This window comes from Aquabacterium sp. A7-Y (assembly GCF_026153205.1).
In the GTDB taxonomy this organism is placed as follows: Bacteria; Pseudomonadota; Gammaproteobacteria; order Burkholderiales; family Burkholderiaceae_C; genus Caldimonas.
On sequence record NZ_JAPFBW010000005.1, the window covers coordinates 66,102 to 88,671 of the forward strand.

Genomic DNA, 22,570 nt, shown 5'->3' on the forward strand with positions numbered 1-22,570 from the left:
CTGAGCGGCTCCATGCGGTTGAACCTCGCTAAACTCGGTCGTCCAAGAAGGGTGCCGTGCCCATGCGCCGAGTGCCTGCTACAACCGCCGAGGGAGTCCATGCTCACGTTCATTCTGGTCCAGGCCTGCCTTGGAGCGGCTCGCCGTTGTCGTGATATGGGCCTCACCCGCTGACCGAGGCCCGCATGTCCATCCTCTCTTCCCTGTCGACCGCCGTCCAGGCTCTGTTGAGCGGCTACACCCAAACCGACCGCCTGCTTCGGCTGCACACCCGGCTGGGCCCTGACGTGCTGCTGGCCGAGCGCATGACGCTGACCGAGAGCCTGGGCCCCAGCGGCCCCGACTGCGGCTTCAAGCTCGAGCTCACCGCGCTGAGCCCCGACACCCACCTCGAACTCAAGCAGCTGATCGGCCAGCCCGTGCTGCTGGAGCTGCTGACCCAGGCCAGCCGGAGCACCTTGCGCCCCTGCCATGGCCATGTGACCTCCGTGTCGCTGCTCGGCGCCGACGGCGGCCTGGCGCGCTACCGCCTGATCGTCGAGCCCTGGCTGGCTTTTCTGTCCTGGCGCCAGGACAGCCGCACCTTCCAGAACCAAACGGTGATGGAGATCGTCGAAGCGGTGTTTGCGAGCTACCAGGCCCACGGCGCCTTGGCGCCGGCCTGGCGCTGGGAACTGGCCGACCGCGCGGTGTATCCGCAGCGCTCGCTGTGCACTCAATATCAGGAAAGCGACCTGAACTTCATCCGACGGCTGTTGCGAGAGGAAGGCCTGTTCACCTGGTGGGAGCACACCGGCGACGCCGGCGGCGGAGACACCCTGGGTCAGCACACGCTCGTGATCGCCGACCACAACGGCGCGTTCAAGGCCAACAGCCAGCCACGCGTGCGCTACACCCAGCCCGGCGCTGTGATGAAAGAAGACAGCCTGCGCCAGTGGCACCGCGAACAACGCGTGACCACCCAGGCGGTGAGCGTGGTCAGCTGGGACTACCGCAGCACCCAGCTGCGCCCGGTCAGTGCGAGCGCCCTGCACACGGCCGGCGGCATCGCCAGCGAATGCCAGGATGTGCCGGGCGTCTACGCCTACGAAAACAGCAGCCAGGGCCAGCGACTGGTGCAGCGCCAGCAGGAAGCGTTGGACGCCCGCGGCCAACTTTTTTATGGTGAAGGGACGGTCCGCAGTTTTGCGCCCGGCAGCGTGATCACCGTGCTGGACCACCCCCTCCATCAGGGCGGCGAGCAGGACCGATTTGTGTTGCTGCGCGCCGAGCACCGGGCGCGCAACAACGTGTCGGCCGACCAGCGAGCCGCGATCGATCGCCTGCTGGGGGTGGTGCTCGACGCCGTCAGCGAGCACTCCGACGCGCGCCAGCCCGACCTGTCCAACGCCAGCGAGGAGCCGCTGTACAGCGTAAAAGTGGTCGCCTTGCCCGCCGCCGTGCCGGTGCGTGCCCCGGCCCTCGATGTGGCGCTGGACCCGCAAGCCGGTCTGGACAGCATCGTCCAGCACCCGCGGCCCACCGTCTCGGGTACCCAGACGGCCATCGTCGTGGGGCTCGACGCTCCGCTGCACACCGACCGCGACCACCGCATCAAGGTGCAGTTCCACTGGCAGCGCGGCGGCAACGGCAGCCATCGGCTGGGCGCCACCGGCCGCGACAACGCCCCGGCCAACGATGCCAGCGGCACCTGGGTGCGGGTCGGCACTTCCGTGGCGGGCGCCAACTGGGGCAGCGTCTTTACCCCGCGGCTGGGGCAGGAGGTGCTGGTCGCCTTCCTCGACGGCGACATCGACCGCCCGGTGGTGATCGGCTGCCTCTACAACGGCCTGGGCCAGGACAATGCCCAGGGCAACCAGGTGGCCGGCGGCGCGGCCACGGCGACCGGCAACGCACCGGCCTGGTTCCCCGGCTCTGAAGCGGCCGGACCCCACCAGGGGCACCAGCACGGGGCCGTGATGGCCGGCTTCAAAACCCAGGAGCTGTCGGCCAGCCAGAGCGGGGCCGGGGGCTACAACCAGCTGGTGTTCGACGACAGCCCCGGACAGGGGCGTGTGCAGCTGGCCAGCACCCAGCACCGCACCCAGCTGAACCTGGGCCATCTGCTGAACCAGAACGACAACCAGCGCCTGCATCCGCGCGGGCATGGTGCGGAGCTGGTGACGGAGGCCAGTGGCGCGGTGCGTGCGGGCAGCGGGCTGTTGATCAGCGCCGACGCACGGGCCGGGGGCTCGACCGGCAGCACGGCCCAGCTGGACACCCGCGAGGCCGAGGGCCAGCTGCAGCAAAGTGCCGAGCTGACGACGTCCTTGATCGACACGGCGCAAAAGCACAAGGCGCAGCTGAAGGACGAGGTCAAGCCCGAGGACCTGCCGGTAGCGCAGGCGCAGAAGACGCTGCAGGAGAGCATCGCGCTGACGGACCAACGCGGCGATCCGGGCAGCGGGGCCGGGGAGATCGGCGGCGGGGCGGGCACGGTGAGGGCCTGGGGGCGACCGGACCTTGTCGCTTCAGCGCCGGCCGGCATCGGCCTGTTCACCCCGGCCAACACGGTCATGACCGCGGGCAACACGGCAAGCTGGGTGGCCGGGCAAGATCTCACCCACAACGCGCAGCGGCACTACAGCCTGGCGGTCAAAGGGGGCATCGGCTGGTTCACCTATGGCAAGGCGAGCAATGCGAGCAAGCCGAACCAGGAAACGGGCATCCAACTGCACGCGGCCAGCGGCAAGGTCAGCAGCCAGAGCCAGAGCGCGGCGACCAAGCTGACGGCGGACAAGACAGTGGAGGTGAGCAGCACCCATGCGGCGATCCAGATGGGGGCGCCGGTGCACATCCTGCTGACGGCGGGTGGGTCGGCGGTGCGGATCGAGGGGGGCAACATCACCTTGACTACGCCGGGCGCAGCCCGCTTCAAGGCAGGCATGAAAGAACTGACCGGTCCGGCCAGCGCGAGCACCGATCTATCGCTCCCGACGCCGAAGAATGTGCCTCCATGTAGTCAACTCGAGGCACAAGCTGCGGCGAACGGTGCAGCCTTCTTGTGAATACCACGGACGAAATGGGTCAGCCGACGACTCGTGCACGCCGTGTTGAGCAGGCGGTCAGCCAAACGGCGGCGCGGTTGCCCCTTGCTCGCCAGCATTCACCCGCGACCTGCGGTTTGCCCCTGTTCGCCTTGATAGATCCCTTCTTCCGGGAGCCCCATCTGCTGGCCTCTGATACACGTGTTGCCGGTGATGTTGCCGCATTGCAGACCATGAGACGGGAAGGATGGAGGCGCGAGGTATGGATGCCCGAAGGGCAGCCGCTGATCCATCCTCTGCGGCTGCCCTATCTTGTCCAACTGGACGGAAAGGCCGATGAGCATTTTCCTTTGCTGCTCGAAACGACCGAACGCGAGGCGGAGCAAGCCGTGGAGACCGGTGTCGGCAAATTCACGATCGGTGCCGTGCTGGAATCCGAACTGGCGCCCGAGCTGTTGATGCAATGGGTCGAGGCGATGTGGACCGTGCAGATCGGCCCCGGGAATCGCTATCTGCGCATCGCGGATCCCCGTGTGTTCGAACTCCTCACGCATCTTCTCGGCGTCGGCGAGATGCAAAACTGGCTGGGGCCTATCGCTCGCTGGCACGTGAGGACGCGTGACGGCGTCTGGGTCAGTCATGCAGGTGCGGTCGCGATTGACAGCGGATGCGACGAGCAAGCCCTCTATTCACGTCAAGCGCGGCTACAGACCATTGCGCGCGAGCGACCGCGTTTGAAGCTGAGTCCGGAGAGAAAGAGGCGCATGGAAGCAAGCGAACTGGTTTCCTTGAGCCTGACAGAACTGCAACGTCACCGTGCAGGGCCCCTGCCGGAGGACAGCCACGAGAGGGCATGGCGGGGCCTGGAACGGTGCCGGGAGTTGGGCCTAGCGAGCGCGGACGACATGGTCGCTTATGTGTGGCGCGCCATCGCATGGCCTTCGCTGGAGCACAGCGCTTCCTGCCGAGACGCTATTCGAGCGGCGGCTTCTGACCCGGGCACGCTCGATGAGCGGCTGACCGGGTGGAATGAAGCGCAGGTCACCCCGCCGGATGGCAGGCCCGCGGAAGGACCGCAAATCAATCAGGGATGGGAAACAAAATGACGACGACGCGCTCTTGCAAGATCTGCGAACACAGTGGGCTGCCCATCCTGTTTCTTTACCACGCGGCTGTTGCGAAGGATCCGGACTTCGGGCCCTTGGACGCCCACAAGCTCAAGTCGCATCCGTCGTCCATCGCGGCCGTCGGTCTGCCGGATATCACCCATTCGCGGTACGTCCTGCGGAGCCTGCGTCCGCGCAGCTTCTTGTACATCTACCATGAAGTACCGCCCCCACATTTGCTGAAGCGGCTGGACCGGACGAAAGCGGCCAAAACGGTTCCGGCATCAGTGGCCTCGGACGAAGCACATTGGGAAGTTTTTCAGGTCCTCACGGGCGGGGCTTTGGTACCGCAGGATCACCCGCTGTTCGGGAGCGGCGAAGCCTTCTCGTGCGACGCCGACGGTGGCTCGCACATCTATACCGCCCTGACCTATCGCCTGCGGAACGCTCACGCGTCGAAAGGCATCTGGGTGGCGGTCAGCGCGAATCAATGGAACCGCAAGTTGCGCGAGCGCATCAAGGAACGCAAGGCCGAGGTGATGCACTTTGTCAATGTGCCCGCCGCGCTCAGCGCCGTGGAAGTCAAGTCGGGTACCCACAGCAGCGGCAAGCATATCTTTCGGCCCACGGGCGAATGGCTCGAGGAGCATGTCGCCGATTTTGCGCTCGACAACTTCCAGCACGGTAAACGCGAACCCCGTGGTCCTTTGGCGAAAGTGCGTGGAGCAGGCGCGGCGCTTGTCCAGCGGATGGAGCAGTTGTCGGCTGAACACCCGAAAACCAAAGGACGGGGATTCGCGTTCGTCTTGCCAGATCCAGTGGGCACGGCCCAGGCACTTGCCGAGATCTCTCTGGCGCGGCAACAGCAAGGGCTCGACTACGCCTATGAAAACCGGCAACCCTTTGGCGTGGCGACCGCGATCCAGGTGATCCGCAACAAGGTGCACACCGCCACCGCCGAGGAGATCGATGGAGACAAGACCAAAAACCCGCGCTTTACTGCTGCGGACTTGCACGAGACAACCGGACTTGCGGGGACTCCCCCGAAACCCAAGTTCGTAGAACCCTATTTTCATGCTGCCAAGCTGGCCGCAGAATCGGGGAACTATATCAACTGCGGCACGATGAGCAGGCAGAATTTCGAGAGTGCGCGGGATATACACAAGAACCTGCCAAAAAATGCGACATATCTCAAACTGGCCAACGATCCCGCGAGAGGAGTGGTTATCGCGCCGTTTGACGCCTTAACCGCCACGAAGGCGAAGCAGACCCTTCAGAAGATGGACCGGCTTCACAATGGTGCCGAGATGGAGACTTTCCTCTCGGAATTTAACAAGACGAAAGAGAAGTTCGAGAGACTGGTGCGGGAACACAATGACGACCAGGCTCAGCTGCTTCCCTGGGCACCTCTTGCGTGCTATATGCGCGATCATTTTGATGCGTCGGACCCGAACGACCGCAACTGCGAACACAAACCGGGCGAGGTCTACATGCAGGAGGCGGCCGGCGTCTTGATCGGCTCTGGCACTTTCAGTCCGCGTTTGGCGGAGGAGAGCACCAAGCTGCTGGATGCGCAGCCGGGCAGCGACAACGATTGGCTACTGAGAGCGATGGTGGCGAATCAGAAGGAGCTTTTCGCGGCCTTCCAGGATGAGTGGGCTCACGGCAAAGAATGGTTCAGCAGTGAGGATAAAAAATTTGACAAGACCTACGACACGATCAAAGGACTGATGTCCGATGACTGGGTCACCGGCGCTCTTCGTGCTCGCTTTGGGTGGTTGAACCCCGCCGGTATCGCGCTGAGTTTTGGACTCCAAGCGTGGGCCGTGGCCGCGGCGGCTTATGTGACGGCGGAACTGCTCGCGAAATCAAAAAAGGCGCAGGATGTCGCCGCAAAGGCGAACGCGTCCTTGAAAGGGGTAGTCGACAGAAAGCTTGCCGCGGGGAAAGCGGCACGTGCAGCCGCGCTGCAAGCCTCTGTCGATCGCCTCAAAGCGGCTGAAGCGGCTGCCGATTTGCGAACCAAGAAGTGCGCTATATGGGCCGATTCATTTGGCGGCCTGCTTGCCGCGGTTTTGACGGGCGCTCCGCCGTCGAAACCTGTGCTTGCCAAGGTCCAAATGCATTGGACCGAGGCACTTGCGGTGCTTACGCGGTTAGAAAATAGCGGCAAGAAATTAGACGTCGATACGCGCCAGCAGAAGCAGCATTTTGAGCATTTGCAGAGCCGCTGGAAAACGCTGCCAGATCATATTCGGAACACAGTGATCACCATAGATCTTCGCGTCACAAACGCGGACCTTGTCGATGCGATGTCATTGCCGGATCTCCACGAGAAAGCGACTGGGGCAACGGTGTCTATCATCACCAAAGAGCCGGGTCTGCGACGGGTCGATTTGACCGTGACGAATTTCGCCAATCTTTATGATGATGCCCACCGCTACGACAGACTCAAAAGCTTTGTCACCGACGGGATCAAGGGCCGTTTTGCGCAGCTCAACGATGTAATGCTGGGCGGGAGCAAAAGGAAGGAAAAAATCGTTCAAGCGGCCGTCAAACCGAATGGTGCTATCGACGCAGGAATAGATATCGCCGGCAAAGCTGCGACGGCAACAAAAAACGTCGTCTTGAACTCGGATGCCTTGGGTGCGAGCGGTCATCTCTCTCTGGGAGGAGCGCTATTGCAGTGGCGTCTTCACTATGGGAATGCCCAAAGGATTGACGAATTGAGTCAGAAGCTGCTGGCTACCCCGGGGCTGACACCCGAGCAGCGCGAGGTCATTCAAGAGACGATCCAGATGACAAAGTTCGGCCTGTGGGATAACTACGCGGGTATGGCTGGCGGCGTTCTGGAGCTCGGAGGCCTCATTGCATCAGACCTTCGCCAATTCACTTGGGCACAGGCAAGGCCAACAGCAGGGAAGCTATTAACCGGCGGCGCGGCTGCAATGATGTTCGCCGCAGGTGTTTCTGGCGCAATCGGTAATGCGTTGAATGCAGCGCAAAATTTCATGAAGGCGGCGAGTAAGTTCAAACAGGGGCAGACTGGTCTGGCGTCAGCCTACTTACTGGTTACAGGACTGTATACTCTGGGAAGTGGCGCCGTCGGTGCTTCTGCAGTCGAGATCGCTGTACATTGGTACTGGGAGCGGAAGCTGCTGGAAGGTATGACTATCAGGGGCATCCAAAGGAATGGTGTGTTTGTAGCTGGACGGTGGGGATACGGTTGGGTAAGAGGGCTGAGTCTCACCGGCTGGGGCCTCGTGCTCACGCTTGCCTCATTCGCTGTAGAGGGCATAGTCATCTACTGCGACCGTACTCCGCTAGAAGCGTGGATAGAAAACAGTTACTTCGGAAACAAGCCACTCTATCGCGACAAATACCCTAACCCCAAAAACTGGGAGCGGGAAAATGCTGCGCTAGAGAAAGCATTCAAACTTGCTCACGCTCAGGCTGCTGAGTGGAGCAACCTGGATAAAGCGACGGCCGGCGGAAAACAAGTATTTCCTCCCCTTGTCCCGACTAGCGAGTCCGGTAGCACGATGTTGAAGGCGCACTAGGAGAGAGATATGGCGTCGTGCAAACACGTGCTCGGGAAAGACCTTGTTCATCCTGGAATGCTTTCTGTCACCGAGCGCTCAAAAAGTGCGGAGCACCTTTCCAAGAAAGTTCAGGCGTCGAACAATCCCAGTAGTTTGGGTTTGGTACGAGAGGCATGGAGCCACGCTCTTTCTTTGCAAATGATGTTCACGGGAGCGCGCGGCTTTGTTAGCATTGTCTGCCTCGCGTTCCTTATCGGCGCAGCGGCGATTTGTTACTGGCCCTTCAAGCTCTCCATTACCATGACATCGAAGCTAATGTCGGAAGATGGGATGGGAGGATACGCCCTAGTTATGTTGTTTATGTCTGCTTGGATGGGCGGGATGGCGCTGGTCGCCGTTTGTATAGGAGTTCGGGGGCTCCGAATGGACTTATTTGGCCCGAAGGATGTCCCGCTCGTCTTCAACAAACAGACGCGCAAGGTCTACAAATATGTGCAGGAACTTCCCAAAAAGAAGGGGACTGGCGCACTGAATGCACTCAAGCACCTGGTGGTCAGCGCTTTTTCGCCTTGGCCTCAGATGCTTTTGATTGAATATGACTGGGACTGCCTCGAGGCGGAGTACTTCGAATCGACAACGCTGATGGGCAATGTGAACAAGACATTGCGGGTCTTGCAGTTCTATGTCAAAGAGCACCCTACCAGCCAGCGAGTGATCGACAGCTTCACCGTGGCTTCGCCGGCGGTTGTGACACGCTCCATGTCGATGGACCTTTGGGAATACATCCGGCGTTACATGGAGGAAGACGGTCCGGTCATGCACAAAGGGGACTCGCCCGCACCGGCATGGCCAACCAGCTTGCTGCAGTCCGCGCAGGCAGTGGCGCCGTACTTTTGGCCGCTGGTTTTAATGGGGAGTCTCTGGAGCGCGTACTCGGTGTGGCAGCATGGGTGGCCGCATGATCAGGGCCACTTTGGGCCGGTCGTTTTTATAGTCGGCTTCATTTCAAATTTCTTCCTGCTGGCCATCGTCTTCAACCGCCTGGGTTACGCCCTTGGCAGAGAAGCCCCTCTCCCGCCCGCAGTGCTGGAGACCGTGGGGGAGCCTCTGGACCTCGCCAGGTTGGCGAAAGAGGCAAATGCCGGTGCGGTTGTCTCCCAGGCTGCGACCTAAGTCCTCACACGGCCGCTCCACGAGCTGCCCTGCTCCCCCGCATTTTCAGCGTCAGCGCTCGCCAGGCGTCCACGCCTCGCAGTGGTGGTCCGCAGCGAAGTTGCCAAAGACCGTGCTCGCATCCGGCTTGAAGCGCCAGTAGCGGTCGCCGGCACCATAGGCCGGCCAGGCCGTGGCGCCCTCGACGTTCGGGTTGCCCCCGCGCACGAAACGCGCCCAGCGTTCCACCATCTCCTGCGCCAGCCGTCGCTGTGCGGCGTCGAGTTCCTGGCCGGCCGCCGTGGGCACGTCAAAGAGGTACTGGATCTCGGCCGCGTGATAGGCCTTGTAGGGGAAGCTGGCCGGCGGCTGCAGCGACATCGGCGCGTCGCGGTCGTCGAACTCGTAGGCGTACACCGGCACGTGCTCCGCCAGCGCCTGCGCCAGGCGCCGCCCGCCGCAGGCAAAACTGGCATCGGTCACCAGGGCGCTCAAGGCCAGGCCGGGGCTGTTGTCGTAAGCGCTGAGCGGATAAAGCACCAGGGCGTCAGCCGCCGTCACCGGCGTGCCGGCCACCGCTGCCGCCACGGCCGCGGGGTAGTCCTCGGGCGCCAGCGGCCCGCGGATCATCTCGCTCTGGTTGTACTGGAACACCGTGTACTCGTCGTGCGTGCTGCCCGTGAGCACCGGCACCTGGTTGAACTGCCCGCTGCTCCAGGCGCTGGCCGGGTCGCGCGGCAGCAGCGCGCCGTCGACATTCGGCGCGTGGCTGCGCGGCTGCTTCGCAATGAGGGTGTCGACCGGCAAGGCCCGCAGGCAGGCGGCCGCACCCGGCCCGTCCGGACAGCCCATGGCCTCGGCCGCCTGCACCCCGCGGACCTGCGCCTGCTCGCCGGTGGGCAGGCTGCGCTGGTAGCCGCCGCTTTGCACGATGGCGCGCTGGAACAGGCCCGCCGCATCCGGCGACACGAGGTGCGCCACCACGCTGGAACCGCCGGCCGACTGACCGGCCACCGTCACCTGCCCCGGGTCGCCACCGAAAGCCGCGATGTTGTCCTGCACCCAGCGCAGCGCCAGCTGCTGGTCCATCAGCGCGTAGTTGCCGGAGCGGCCCTCGGCATCGTTGAGGGCCGGATGGGCCAGGAAACCGAGCGCCCCCAGCCGGTAGTTGAGCGTCACGACCACGATGCCCTGCTCGACCAGCCGGGTCGGGTCGTAGCCGTTGCTGCGGCCAAGATAAAAGGCGCCGCCGTGGATCCACACCATCACCGGGTGCGGTCCGGCGCTGCGCGGCGCGTAGACGTTGAGATAGAGACAGTCCTCCTGCCCGCCCGGCGTGCCGTACTGCAACGGCGCGGTGTCGGGCTGGGGACAGTGCGGGCCATGGACGGTGGCCGGTCGCACGCCGCTCCACGCGGCCGCCGGCTCGGGCGCCCGCCAGCGCCGCTCGCCGCTGGGCGGCGCGCCATAGGGGATGCCGAGCCAGGCGCGTGTCGTGTTCGTCTCGCTGCCCTGCACGGTACCCGCCCGGGTCTCGACCCGGGTCGCATCGCCACTGTTTTCACCCTCCTCGTCGTCGTCGCTGCCGCCGCAGCCCGACAGGGCCAGCCCCGCCGCCAGCATCATCCCGGCCAGCCGGAAGCCGGCCGGAACAGTATTGCCACGCCTCTTGCTCATCCTCGGTTCTCCTTCCTGGAAATCGCCGCCCGTCGTTGCGGACGGCTGGTGGTAAAGACCGCAGTGCGGGCAGGCTGCGGCGCGGGCCGCATGCCGGGTCTCAGGGGCGCCGCTGCTCGGCATAGGCCGCGCAGCGCTGCTGCCAGCGCAGCCGCTCGACGTCCGTCGCCCCCAGGTGGCGGGCCGCCTCGGCGCCCAGCTGTGCCTGCCGGTACACCTCGACCTCTGTGCCGCCGCGCTCCGGTGAGCGCCCACTGCCCGCGAAACGGCGTGTCCAGTCTGCGAGCTGCGCACGCTGCGGTCATTGGCAGGGTCAGCCGTTGTAGTTGCGCCTTCTGCCAATGCCTCTGGTGCAGCGCAGCAGGCGACGCCGCACCCGGCCGACCGCCGGCAAGCGCCGCCCCTGGGGCTTACCCGCTTGTCAGCACGGCGCGATGCGTGAATAAACGCGCTGCCGCCGATCTGCAGTACCCTGCGGGTTTGCCTGTCCAAACTGTGGCCCCACCAAGGGGCCACACGCTGTGTTGTGGGAGTAGTACCGATGAAGTCCAAAGCCGCCCTGTGGGCGACCACCCTCGTGGGGGCCATGTTGTCCACGTCCCCCGCCCTGGCCCAGACCGAGATCCAGTGGTGGCACTCGATGGGAGGTGCGCTGGGTGAATGGGTCAACGACCTGGCACGCCAATTCAACGAGAGCCAGAAGGACTACCGCATCGTTCCCACCTTCAAGGGCAGCTACGACGAGTCGATGACGGCTGCCGTGGCCGCTTTCCGTGCCGGCAATGCGCCGCACGTGCTGCAGGTGTTCGAGGTCGGCACTGCGACCATGATGGCCGCCAAGGGTGCCGTCAAGCCGGTCGCCGACGTGATGCGGGAAGCCGGCCTGAAGTTCGACCAGCAGGCCTATGTGCCCGCGGTGGCCGGCTACTACACGGCGCCCAACGGGCAGATGCTGAGCTTCCCCTTCAACAGCTCGACCACCGTCTTCCACTACAACAAGGACGCCTTCAAGGCCGCCGGGCTGGACCCGGAGAAGCCGCCGCGCAGCTGGCCGGAGGTCGCGCTGGCCGCTGGGCAGCTCAAGGCCGCCGGGCACAAGTGCCCCTACACCACCAGCTGGATAGGCTGGACCCAACTGGAGAGTTTCTCGACCTGGCACAACGTGGAGTTCTCGACCCTGCGCAACGGCTTCGGCGGCACGGGGACGCGGCTGACCTTCAACTCTCCGCTGCACGTGCGCCACTTCGAGAACCTGGCCAACATGGCGCGCCAGGGTCTGTTCATCTACAAGGGCCGCGGCAACGCGGCCGATGCGACCTTCGTCTCCGGCGAGTGCGCGATGATGACCGGCTCCTCGGGCCTGTACGGCAACATCAAGCGCAACGCAAAGTTCGCCTCCGGCATCTCGACCCTGCCCTATTACCCCGATGTGCCCGGCGCGCCGCAGAACACCGTGATCGGCGGTGCCAGCCTGTGGGTGATGGCCGGCAAGAAGCCGCAGGAATACAAGGGCGTGGCACAGTTCTTCGCCTTCCTGTCGCGACCCGAGGTGGCGGCGGCCAGCCACCAGCGTACCGGCTACCTGCCGGTCACCACGGCCTCCTATCAGCTGACCGAGAAGTCCGGCTTCTACACGCAGAACCCGGGGACCGATGTCGCGGTGACGCAGATGATCCGCAAGACCACCGACAAGTCGCGCGGCATCCGCCTGGGCAACTTCGTGCAGATCCGCACCATCGTCGACGAAGAAACCGAGCAGGTCTGGGCCGGCAAGAAAAGCGCGAAGGAGGCCCTGGACGCAGCCATCAAGCGCGGCAACGAGCAGCTCCAGCGCTTCGAGCAGGCCAACCGGCGCTGACCCACCGCCGCATGCCGTGGTAGGCAGGCGGGTCACACGCCCGGGCTGCCTTTGGCCTCTTCCCGCAGGCGCGGCCCACCCGGCCGCGCTCATATCGAGACCGCATGGAAAAGCGCGTACGTTTCCGATCCCGCTGGCTGCCCTGGGCGCTGATCGCGCCGCAGATGGCCGTCGTGCTGGTGTTTTTCTTCTGGCCCGCGGCCCAGGCGCTCTACCAGAGCGTGCTGTCGCAGGACGCCTTCGGCCTGTCGGTCGAGTACGTGGGCGCGGCGAACTTCCAGCGGCTGTTCGAGGACCCGAGCTACATCGAATCCTTCCAGACCACGGCGCTGTTTTCCGTGCTGGTGGCTGTCTGCGGCCTGTGCGTCGCGCTGCTGCTGGCGGTGCTGGCAGACCGTGTCGTGCGCGGCGCGGCGCTGTACAAAACCCTGCTGATCTGGCCTTATGCGGTGGCGCCGGCGGTGGCGGGTGTGCTGTGGATGTTCCTGTTCGCGCCGTCCATCGGGGTGGTCAGCCACGTGCTGCAGCGTGTCGGCGTCGAGTGGAACCACCTGCTCGACGGCCGCGACGCGATGGCCCTGATCGTGATCGCCGCGGTCTGGAAGCAGATCTCCTACAACTTCCTGTTTTTCCTGGCCGGGCTGCAGTCCATCCCGCGCTCGCTCGTCGAGGCGGCCGCGATCGACGGGGCGGGCCCGTGGCGGCGCTTCTGGACCATCGTGTTCCCGCTGCTGTCGCCGACCACGTTTTTCCTGCTGGTGATCAACGTGGTCTACGCCTTCTTCGACACCTTCGCCATCGTCGACGCCACCACCCAGGGCGGCCCGGGCAAGGACACCGCGATCCTGGTCTACAAGCTCTACTACGACGGCTTCAAGGCGCTCGACATGGGCGGCTCGGCGGCCCAGTCGGTGATCCTGATGCTCATCGTCATCGCGCTGACCGTGGTGCAGTTCCGGTATGTCGAGCGCAAGGTGCAGTACTGATGAGGGACTCACATGGTTGAACGCCGCCCCGCCCTCACCGCCCTGTCGCACCTGATCCTGGTGCTGGGTGTGCTGATCGTCGCCTTCCCGGTCTACGTGACCTTCGTCGCCTCGACCCAGAGCACCGAGCAGATCGCGCAAAGCCGGCCGCTGTCGCTGCTGCCGGGCGAGTACTTCGCCGAGAACTACCGCCGTGCGCTGTTCGGCGGCCAGGGCGCCTTCGGCAGCGAAAAGGCCCCGGTGGGCCGCATGCTGTGGGTCAGCTTCGTCAGCGCGATGGTGATCGCGCTGGGCAAGATCGCGATCTCGCTGCTGTCGGCCTTCGCGGTCGTGTACTTCCGCTTCCCGCTGCGCCAGCTCTGCTTCTGGATGATCTTCGTCACCCTGATGCTGCCGGTGGAGGTGCGCATCGGGCCCACCTACGAGGTGGTGAGCCAGCTGGGTCTGCTCAATACCTATGCGGGGCTGACCGTGCCGCTGATCGCTTCGGCCACCGCGACCTTCTTGTTCCGGCAGTTTTTCCTCACGGTGCCCGACGAGCTGGTGGAGGCCGCGCGCATCGACGGCGCCGGGCCGATGCGCTTTTTCAAGGACGTGCTGGTGCCGCTGTCGGCGACCTCGATCGCGGCGCTGTTCGTGATCCAGTTCATCTACGGCTGGAACCAGTACCTGTGGCCGCTGCTGGTCACGACCGGCGACGCGATGACACCGGTCGTGATGGGCATCAAGCGCCTGGTGGCCGGCGAGGCCTACACCGAGTGGAACATCGTGATGGCCACCGCGCTGCTCGCGATGCTGCCGCCGGCGCTGGTCGTGCTGCTGATGCAGAAGTGGTTCGTCAAGGGCCTGGTCGACACCGAAAAATAAACAGCATCCCCACATGGCATCTCTTTCGATCCGCCAGGTCGTCAAGCGCTACGGCGCCGGGCCCAAAGCCTTCCCCGTGATCCACGGCGTCAGCGCCGAGATCGCCGACGGCGAGTTCATCGTCATCGTCGGGCCCTCGGGCTGCGGCAAGTCCACGCTGCTGCGCATGGTGGCGGGGCTGGAGGAGGTCAGCGAGGGCGAGATCGCCATCGGCCCGCGTGTCGTCAACCAGCTGGAACCCTCCGAGCGCGACATCGCGATGGTGTTCCAGAACTACGCGCTCTACCCGCACATGAGCGTCTACGACAACATGGCCTACGGCCTGAAGATCCAGCGCCTGGCGAAGGACGAGATCCGCCGGCGGGTCGAGAAGGCGGCGGCCATCCTGGAGCTGTCGGCCCTGCTGCAACGCAAGCCGCGCGAGCTCTCGGGCGGCCAGCGCCAGCGTGTCGCGATGGGCCGGGCCATCGTGCGCCAGCCGCAGGTCTTCCTGTTCGACGAGCCCTTGTCCAACCTCGACGCCAAGCTGCGGGTGCAGACACGCCTGGAGATCCAGAAGCTGCACCGCGAGCTGGGCATCACCTCGCTGTTCGTCACCCACGACCAGGTCGAGGCCATGACCCTGGCGCAGCGCATGATCGTGATGAACGGCGGGCGCATCGAGCAGATCGGCACGCCCGAGGAGGTGTATGCGGCGCCGGCCAGCACCTTTGTCGCCAGCTTCATCGGCTCGCCGCCGATGAACCTGATCGAGGGGCAGCCCGAAGGCGTCGGCTTCGTCGCCGGCGGCGAACGCCTGGCCTTGCCGGCCGGCACCGAGCTGCCGGTGGCGGGCGCCACCCTGGGTGTGCGTCCCGAGCATCTGGCGCTCAGCGACGACGGCTGGCCCGTCAGCGTGGAGATGGTCGAGGTGCTGGGCGCCGAGCGGCTGCTCTATGTGAAACTGGGCGCTGCCTCGCTCGTGGTGCGCAGCGACGACACGCAGCTGCGTCCCCAGGTCGGCGACCGGCTGCATGTGCGGCCACAGGCCGGCAAGCTGCACTGGTTCAATCCCACCACACAACGGCGGCTCGAGCTGTGAACGACTCTCGCTTTTCCCCGCATCCCTGGCCCTATCCGTTCTGGGTGGCCCACCGCGGCGCCGGTCGGCTGGCACCGGAAAACACGCTGGCGGCCTTCCGGCACGGCGCCGGCTTCGGCTACCGGATGTTCGAGTGCGACGTGAAGCTCAGCGCCGACGGCCGGCTTTTCCTGCTGCACGACACGACGCTGGAGCGCACCACCGACGGCCGGGGCGTGGCCGGGCAGCTGCCATGGCAGCAGTTGCAGAGTCTCGATGCCGGCGGCTGGCACAGCCGCGCCTATGCCGGCGAGCCGCTGCCCAGCTTGGAGGCGATCGCCCGTTATGTGCTGCGCAACGGCTACTGCCTGAACCTCGAGATCAAGCCGACGCCCGGCGAGGAAACCGCCACCGGCGAGGCCGTGGCACGCTGCTGCGCCCGGCTCTGGCGCGAGAGCCGCACCCCGCCGGCCGCCCCGCCGCTGCTGACATCCTTCCGTCCCGAAGCCCTGCAGGCCGCGCTCGACGCCGAACCCCAGCTGCCGCGCGGCCTGCTGCTGGACCACTGGCGCGAAGGCTGGCTGGCCGAAGCCCGCCTTTTGCGCTGCGCGGCCGTGGTGACCGACTACGCGATGCTCGACGCCGATGCCATTGCCCAGATCCATGCCGAAGGCATGCGGGTGCTGAGCTACACGGTCAACGATCCCTGCGAGGCGCAGCGGCTGCTGGACGCGGGCATCGACGGCTTGATCACCGACGCGGTGGACCGGTTTTCGCCGGGGGCGGCGGTGCTGGACTGACGCTCCGCCTGGCTCGCCGGGCAGCGACCGCAAGACCAGGGCCTGCAGGCGTGGCGCTATGATGCATCTGGAAGTGCAACGGATCACGAAACTCCGATGGATTCCGAGCTCAGGAACACCGCCATGAGCAGGCCGCTTCACAAGTCGACTGTTGCCGAGTACCTGGCCTGGGAGGAGCAGCAAGCCGAACGCCACGAGTTCTTCCGCGGTGAGGTCTTCGCGATGGTCGGCAACCGGCGCGGTCACGGCCGCGTGGTCGCCAACTTGATGCGGCACCTCGGGAACCATCTCGACGACAGCCCTTGCCAGGCTTTAAGCGAGAACATGAAGGTCCGGGTCGGTGACGAGGCCGTCTTGTATCCCGACGTCTTCGTGACCTGCGACAGGCACTACGGTCCGAACGAAATCGACTTCACGGCGCCCGTGGTGATCATCGAGGTGTTGTCGCCATCGACCCAGCGCTGGGACCGCAGCGAAAAGTTCGCCACTTACCGCAAGCTGCCGTCACTGCGCGAATACGCACTGATCGATCCCGATACGCGGCGGGTCGAAGTCTTCCGGCCGCAGTCGGACCGCAGCTGCCTCTACTTCGACATGACCGAGCAACACGTCCTGGCGCTGGCATCGATCGGATTCGAGTTGAGCTGCGTCGATCTGTTCAAGGGCATGGAAAGCAACGAGAACAACCCGCCGCCATGAGCTTGCGCACGCCCGGGCGCCGCCCATCCTGCCCGTTCAGAGCTCCGGCCTGTGTCGCCGAGCCTGCTCGAGCAGCACCTTGACCCGCTCCAGCAGCTGGTCGATCTCGAAGGGCTTGCGAAGGAAATCGTCATACCCCTCCGCGAGGCCGTGCAGCATGGCCTCGGGCACCCCGCTCATCATCAGGATCAAGGTGGCCGCATGACGATCGATCGCGCGCACGGCCTCGATCAGCTGCGCCCCGTTCATGACCGGCATCATGTGGTCGGTGATGATGAGATCCGGCTTCGCCTCGTCGAGGATCTCCAGCGCCCGCCGCCCATTGCTCGCGACGGCGACCTGGTAGCCCTCCTCACTCAGCGTGAGCGCGAGCGCTTCCAGGTTGGAGAACTCGTCGTCGACGACCAGGATGCTCGGCACGGCAGTCAACCCTGATGATCGACGGCCGGGTCATCCAGGCCGATGCGCAATCCGCCCGCCGTCAGCACGACCTCGCGGGTCTGCTGGCTGTAGCGGGTGCCGCGCATCTTGCCGATCGAGGCGAAGCGCCGGGTGAATGTGCCGTGTTGCAGGCGCAAATTGAGCACGTTGTCGCTCAGCGCGGAAAGGCTGGGAGTCGACACCAGTCGCGACTCCCTGCGAGGATCGCTCTCCTCCATCGTGACGAGGGTGGTCACCCCCGCGCGCCGCAGTTCGTTGGCGAGACTGGCGAGGAACAGGTCGCCACGTTCGCCATAAGCCGGAGCCAACAGAAAACCGCCCAGGCTGTCGATCACGACCCGTCGCGCCCCGGTCTGCCGGACTGCGTCCAGCAAGCGATAGGCGAGCTCGTCCAGCATGTTCTCCCCGAGGGGGTGCCATGCAAAGGTCAATGACCCTTCCGCTTCCCGCGCGGCCAGGTCCAGACCGAACTCCCGCCCGATCTGCATCAGGAACTCCGGCGATTCGTAGAAGCTGAAGAAAAGCGCTGGCGAGGCGACGCTGGCGCAGGCGGCGAAATGAAGCGCCAGCACCGTCTTGCCGCTGCCCGCATCGCCCGAGATGGCGGTGATGCTGCCTTCCGGGACGCCCCGGAGCGCGATCATGTCGTCGAGCCCCGGTATCCCGGTGCTGACCGGCTTCAGCTCGATGGCCCCGCCCGGCGACTCCCGGTGCGCGGACTCGAAGCGCGGGTAGACGACGATCCCGTCGGCGCCGATGCGGAAGGCATGGTTGCCGCGCAAGGTGGCGCTGCCGCGGAACTTCACGACCTCGATGTTGCGCTCCCGGCGCGGCCCATAGGCCCGTTCGCGCATCAGCAGAATGCCGTCCACCATGGTCTGCTCGGCCGAGACCGGGCGGTCGGCGGCATCGCTCGTCAGCAGCAAGGTGGTGCAGCCACTGAGGACCGCGTGCGCCTGGATATCGCTGATGAACAGCTTGAGATCTTGCTCGGAGGCCGCCGCGGTGGCGGCCATCACTAGGCCGTCGAGCACGAGCACGTTGGCCTTGCTCTCGCGCATCTCGGTGCGCAGCAGCTTCACCACGCCGGCCAGCCCCTCGTCGCGCAGGGCGTTGAAGCCGCTGACGTAGTGAATCGACTGCGGCACCGCCGCGGGGTCGAAGAAGGACATCGCCTGCAGGTGCTGGAACAGCCGTGCGTGCGACTCGGCCAGCATCGTGACGTACACCACCCGGCCGCCCCGCGCCACCTGGTTGAAGCAGATCTGGTTCGCCAGGATGGTTTTGCCGGCGCCCGGCGAGCCCTGGACGATATAGACCCCGGCCTTGATCAGCCCCCCGCCCAGAAGTTCGTCCAGGCCCGGCACGCCGGCCGGCAATCGTGAAAGCGTCTGAGGTGCGTCGGAGTCCGGTTGCGTCACGTTGAAAGTCCAGAAGAGTCGGTGTGCGGCGGCACGAGCGGAAGGTGGACGGTGAAACACGAGCCGGTATTCGGTCCGGCCTCGACTTCGATGGAACCGTGGTGCGCCTCGACGAGCCGGCCGACGATCCAGAGCCCGAGACCGAAGCCCCCGTTCACGTTCGCGCCCGAAACCACACGCTCGAACTTCTCGAAAATGCGCCTGCGGTCACCTTCGTCGATGCCGGGCCCACCGTCGGCCACGGAAAGGCAAGCCGTCTTTCCGTCCCCCATGCACGCCCGTATGGTAATGGGACTGCCGCCGCCGTATTTAACGGCGTTGGACAACAGGTTGGACAGGATCTCTTCGATGGCCTGCGCATCCCAATGCCCGACGATGCCGGGGTCGATGTCGGTCCTCACCGCGATGCCATGAAAGGCAAACTCTTCCGCGTGCAGTTCGACGACGTCGGCCACCAGCTCGTGAAGACGGACCGCCTCGGGCCGGATGAGGAAATTCCCGGCATTCAGGCGCGTGACATCCAGGAGCACCGTGGCCCGCTTGACGTAGTTGGCGAGCATCCGGCGCGCACGCTGGAGCTCGTGCTGTATCCGCTCCAGCTGCTGACGTGCGGCAAGGCGCTCGATCGCGGCGAGCTGCATCGCGAGCGCGTTCATCGGGCTTCTCAACTCGTGTGCCGCGATCAACAGGAAATCGTCGCGGGCCTGGACGGCACGCTGGCTTTCAATGAGACGGTTTTGCAGTTCCGTCACCGGTGCCGCGATGGCATCGGCGACATGGCCCGAAGGGCCCAGCTCTTCAGCACTGGACAACGGCTGCTCCGGAAAACCTGGGCAGGCGGCCGGACCGGCCGATGCTCGCCCCAGAAGGATGGAGGTGGATGCTCATGGGCGATAGGTCCGCAGGGACGGCTGGGTCGTTTCCAAAGGACGCCGTGGCGCCTCCGCCGGAAGGGAGTGCGCACAGCAGGGCTCACTGTACACGAGACAAACCAGCCGACGACTTAGGGCGGCGGTCCAACAAATGGGCGCCTCGCAGCAAGCACTCGCCCGCTCACCGACCGCCGGCTGCAGGTCTGCTTCGCGCCACACATCGGGCTGGGCGCGACCTCACACCTCTCAGAAAGACCGCTACGAAGTGAAGCGATCCGTTCATCCCCTCGCCATGCTGCCCGCAAGGGCGGTCACGCCCAAAAAGTCGCATCTCGGCCGTCGCCGGAGCGCCGCGCCGCCGAGAAGTCGGGCCCCTCACTCTATGCTGTAGGGTACCGCGCCGCGGCCCGAAATCCGCTTCCGCTCGGGCGGGATGGCGCCAACCCGGAACCACCAGCATCAAGACGAGCGCCGAGACAACCCGATCCCATGGATGTGTGCAAGGAACCGGGCGGCAGGCTGTTGCCGCCCCTGCTGGCAGCGGCCGCCTGCGCCGCCGCCGGCTTTCACCAGCTGATGCTGCTGGTGCCGCTCGCGCTGTTCCTCGGGCTGCCTGTGCTGTGGTACCGGCAGACCTTTCTGGCCGTGACCGCGGGCCTGGCCTTCGTGATCCTGGCCTGGCTGGTGCAGCCCGCCGCACGCCATCGCCTGCGCTACCTGGGTCGCGCGGAAGCCGCGGTCCTGTACGCCTGGGTGGACCGGCTCAGCGAGCGGCTGGATGCGCCGCGCGTGCAACGCATCGCCCTCAGCAAGGAGTTGAACGCGGGCGCGCTCGAATTGCACCGCGGCAGCTCGCTGCGGCCGACCTGCCGCGTGCTGGTGCTGGGCCTGCCCCTGCTGGCCGTGCTCGACGAAGCCGCGCTGAAGGCGGTGGTGGCGCACGAACTGGGCCACTTCTCGCGTCAGCACGGCCGGCTCGGCCACTGGCTGTACCGGACCCGGGCCGCCTGGTCGGCCCACCTCGCACCGACCGAAACCCACGACCACGCCCCGTGGCAACGGGCAGCCGCGGCCTTCGCGCGCGCTTTCGTCCCCTGGTTCGAACGCCACAGCCTGGCACATGCCCGTGCCTGTGAATTCGAGGCCGACCGCTGCGCGGCCCGCGCCGTCGGCGCGGCCGCGGTGGGGCGGGCCCTGGTGCAGCTGGAGCGGGCGGCCGTGCGCTGGAACGAGGAGGCCCGCGTGGCCCTCACGCGCTGGCAGTTGCACCAGCCGCAGCCCCTCGACCGGAGTCTGGAGACCCTGGCGGCGCGGCTGCGCAAGCCGCCCGCCGATGCGGCGGCGCTCGACATCCGGCTCCGGACCGCCCGGCATGACGGCAGCCATCCGCCGCTCGGCGAACGGCTGCGGGCGCTGCAACTCGATGCAGCCAGCCTGGACGCCACGCTGCCGCCCGCAGCCGAAACCGCCGGCCCGGTCCTGCTCGGCCGGCACTGGGACCGCCTCGCCGCCGAGCACGACAGCGCCTGGGCCCGGGAGCAGGCGCCGCGATGGGCGCTCCGGCATGCCGCGCTCGGGGTCCTGGCGGAACGCCGCGAGCAGCTCCGGCACGAGGGTCTGCTCGACCTCGAACGGCTGAGGCTGGAGTGCATCGTGGGGGAGCCCGACGAGGCCGAAGTGCTGGCCGAAGCGCTGGCCCACCGCAGCGACAGCGATGACCCGACGCCGACCTTCCACCTCGCCTGCAACAGGATCGCGCGCCACGGCAACAGCGCGGCCGTGCCGCAGCTGCTGTCGTGCATCGAGAGCTCGGCGGCCTGGGCCGCGCCGGTGCGCGCCTTCCTGCACGACCACGCCGACATGGCCGGGCTCTCCGACCACGAGCGGGCCGCGAACCTGCAGCTGCTCCTCAAGGCCGAGGAGCGCCGCGCCCGGGCCGCCGCGACCGTGCTCGACGCAGCGCGCCGCGGCAGCTTCATGGCCGCCCGGCTCGACGACACCCAGAAGGCCGCGCTGGCGGCGGCCCTCGCCGCCTGGCCGGCGGTCAGCGCCGCATGGTGCGTCGGGGCGGTCGCGCGCATGGACGACCGGCGGCGCTACGAAGCCTGCCTGCTGATCGTGCGGGTCGCGCCGCAGCCGCTGTCGGAGCTCGGCCTGGACGAGGACGGCGCCTCGCTGGAGCTGCAGGACCTGCTGGCCACCTTGATCGAACCTGCACTGCTGCCCCTGGTGTGGACCCGCTTCACGACCGAGCCGCTGCCCCTGGCCGTGCAAGCTGCCGTGGAGCGGATGCCGTCATCGCGCCTGCACTGAACGCGCCTGCCGACCGCCGAAGGTCCGCGCGCCCGAGCGCGGCAAACTGGTCGCGGCGCACGCCTGGTTCGAGGGCCTCACACGCCCTTGGCGGGTCGAGACGAAGCTGCGCGCTAGCTAGCGCGCCGCGGCGCTCATCCCCCGGGTGCCGGAAACATCCACAGCAGCGCAAACGTCATCACCACGTAGCGACCCAGCTTGCCGATCGCCATATAAAAGAGGCAGCGCCAGAACGGCATCTCCAGCCAGCCGGCCACGCCGCACAGCGGGTCGCCGACGATCGGCAGCCAGGACAGCAGGCAGGCCTTGGGTCCCAGACTGCCCAGCCAGTTGAGCAGGCGGACCTTGGGATGTTGGTGCGTCAGGTGCTCGTAGGCCTTCTCGGCGCCGTAACCCATCCAGTAGGTGATGGCGCCGCCGACGGTATTGCCGGCGGTCGCGACGAAGATGGCCGGCCAGAGCAGCTCGGGGTTGAGCTGCAGCAGACCGAACAGCGCCGGCTCCGAGCCGAGCGGCAGCAGCGTCGCCGAAACCAGCGCCACGGTAAACAGCGTGCTCAGGCCGTACTCCGGCAAGGCCAGCATGCCGAGCAGATGATGGAACCAATCCTCCATGGCGGCGGATTATCGGCAGCCGGGCGCGCCCTGGCAGTCGGCCGGACACGGACGCGCCCGCTGCAGCGGGTTGCACCGCAGCAAAGGCCGGCGCCGCCACGGCGCTCAACGATGCAAACAGGGCCTCAGCGCCGCC

Annotated in this window: 16 protein-coding genes and 1 pseudogene; 11 read left to right on the forward strand and 6 right to left on the reverse strand. The window is 66.1% G+C overall.

Going from position 1 to position 22,570, the window contains the following annotated elements:
* The first annotated feature begins 185 nt into the window (after positions 1 to 185).
* The 4 genes from OOT46_RS05635 to OOT46_RS05650 are packed head-to-tail and all read left to right on the forward strand — an operon-like array spanning position 186 to position 8,847.
* On the forward strand, positions 186 to 3,047 hold the full coding sequence (locus tag OOT46_RS05635) for a type VI secretion system Vgr family protein (protein WP_265402615.1): 2,862 nt from the start codon (positions 186 to 188) through the stop codon (positions 3,045 to 3,047).
* Positions 3,044 to 4,132, forward strand: a complete 1,089-nt coding sequence (locus tag OOT46_RS05640) for a hypothetical protein (RefSeq protein ID WP_265402616.1) — start codon at positions 3,044 to 3,046, stop codon at positions 4,130 to 4,132. Before OOT46_RS05635 ends, OOT46_RS05640 begins: the two co-directional genes overlap by 4 nt.
* Complete coding sequence (locus tag OOT46_RS05645; RefSeq protein ID WP_265402617.1) at positions 4,129 to 7,692, forward strand: toxin VasX; 3,564 nt, start codon at positions 4,129 to 4,131, stop codon at positions 7,690 to 7,692. The genes OOT46_RS05640 and OOT46_RS05645 overlap by 4 nt, the downstream gene beginning before the upstream one ends.
* A gap of 9 nt (positions 7,693 to 7,701) precedes the next feature.
* Positions 7,702 to 8,847, forward strand: coding sequence for a DUF6708 domain-containing protein (locus OOT46_RS05650; RefSeq protein WP_265402618.1), 1,146 nt, complete (start codon positions 7,702 to 7,704; stop codon positions 8,845 to 8,847).
* Positions 8,848 to 8,898: 51 nt separating this feature from the next.
* Here the strand turns inward: OOT46_RS05650 and OOT46_RS05655 are convergent, their stop codons facing one another.
* Positions 8,899 to 10,503 (reverse strand): carboxylesterase/lipase family protein, encoded by a 1,605-nt coding sequence (locus tag OOT46_RS05655; RefSeq protein WP_265402619.1) that lies wholly within the window; start codon positions 10,501 to 10,503, stop codon positions 8,899 to 8,901.
* Between the two features lie 100 nt (positions 10,504 to 10,603).
* Positions 10,604 to 10,729, reverse strand: a pseudogene (locus OOT46_RS05660) (lipase secretion chaperone); the annotation flags it as partial.
* A 315-nt stretch (positions 10,730 to 11,044) separates the two neighbouring features.
* Between OOT46_RS05660 and ugpB the strand changes: the two are divergent.
* The 6 genes from ugpB (at position 11,045) to OOT46_RS05690 (ending at position 16,773) form a co-directional block, all read left to right on the forward strand.
* Positions 11,045 to 12,361, forward strand: a complete 1,317-nt coding sequence (ugpB, locus tag OOT46_RS05665; protein WP_265402620.1) for a sn-glycerol-3-phosphate ABC transporter substrate-binding protein UgpB — start codon at positions 11,045 to 11,047, stop codon at positions 12,359 to 12,361.
* Positions 12,362 to 12,465: 104 nt separating this feature from the next.
* The gene (ugpA, locus tag OOT46_RS05670) at positions 12,466 to 13,347 is read left to right on the forward strand and encodes a sn-glycerol-3-phosphate ABC transporter permease UgpA (protein ID WP_265402621.1); all 882 of its coding nucleotides are present in this window, start codon (positions 12,466 to 12,468) and stop codon (positions 13,345 to 13,347) included.
* A 12-nt stretch (positions 13,348 to 13,359) separates the two neighbouring features.
* On the forward strand, positions 13,360 to 14,214 hold the full coding sequence (gene ugpE / locus OOT46_RS05675) for a sn-glycerol-3-phosphate ABC transporter permease UgpE (RefSeq protein WP_265402622.1): 855 nt from the start codon (positions 13,360 to 13,362) through the stop codon (positions 14,212 to 14,214).
* Between the two features lie 13 nt (positions 14,215 to 14,227).
* Entirely contained in the window at positions 14,228 to 15,295 is a 1,068-nt protein-coding gene (locus OOT46_RS05680; protein WP_265402623.1) for a sn-glycerol-3-phosphate import ATP-binding protein UgpC, read from the forward strand.
* A complete protein-coding gene (gene ugpQ, locus OOT46_RS05685) occupies positions 15,292 to 16,074 on the forward strand; it encodes a glycerophosphodiester phosphodiesterase (protein WP_265402624.1) in 783 nt (260 codons plus the stop codon). Before OOT46_RS05680 ends, ugpQ begins: the two co-directional genes overlap by 4 nt.
* Before the next feature lie 123 nt (positions 16,075 to 16,197).
* A complete protein-coding gene (locus OOT46_RS05690; protein WP_265402625.1) occupies positions 16,198 to 16,773 on the forward strand; it encodes a Uma2 family endonuclease in 576 nt (191 codons plus the stop codon).
* 36 nt (positions 16,774 to 16,809) lie between these two features.
* Here the strand turns inward: OOT46_RS05690 and OOT46_RS05695 are convergent, their stop codons facing one another.
* Genes OOT46_RS05695 through OOT46_RS05705 form a run of 3 tightly spaced genes read right to left on the reverse strand, consistent with a single transcriptional unit; the run spans position 16,810 to position 19,447 of the window.
* Complete coding sequence (locus OOT46_RS05695) at positions 16,810 to 17,193, reverse strand: response regulator (protein ID WP_265402626.1); 384 nt, start codon at positions 17,191 to 17,193, stop codon at positions 16,810 to 16,812.
* A gap of 5 nt (positions 17,194 to 17,198) precedes the next feature.
* Positions 17,199 to 18,635 (reverse strand): RAD55 family ATPase, encoded by a 1,437-nt coding sequence (locus OOT46_RS05700; RefSeq protein ID WP_265402627.1) that lies wholly within the window; start codon positions 18,633 to 18,635, stop codon positions 17,199 to 17,201.
* Entirely contained in the window at positions 18,632 to 19,447 is an 816-nt protein-coding gene (locus OOT46_RS05705) for a sensor histidine kinase (RefSeq protein WP_265402628.1), read from the reverse strand. Before OOT46_RS05705 ends, OOT46_RS05700 begins: the two co-directional genes overlap by 4 nt.
* 549 nt (positions 19,448 to 19,996) lie before the next feature.
* On the opposite strand from OOT46_RS05705, the gene OOT46_RS05710 reads away from it, so the two are divergent.
* Complete coding sequence (locus OOT46_RS05710) at positions 19,997 to 21,820, forward strand: M48 family metallopeptidase (RefSeq protein WP_265402629.1); 1,824 nt, start codon at positions 19,997 to 19,999, stop codon at positions 21,818 to 21,820.
* A 134-nt stretch (positions 21,821 to 21,954) separates the two neighbouring features.
* On the opposite strand, the gene OOT46_RS05715 is transcribed toward OOT46_RS05710, so the two are convergent.
* Positions 21,955 to 22,434 carry a YqaA family protein gene (locus tag OOT46_RS05715; RefSeq protein WP_265402630.1) on the reverse strand — a complete coding sequence of 160 codons (480 nt, stop codon included), beginning with the start codon at positions 22,432 to 22,434 and terminating at the stop codon, positions 21,955 to 21,957.
* Positions 22,435 to 22,570 lie beyond the last annotated feature (136 nt).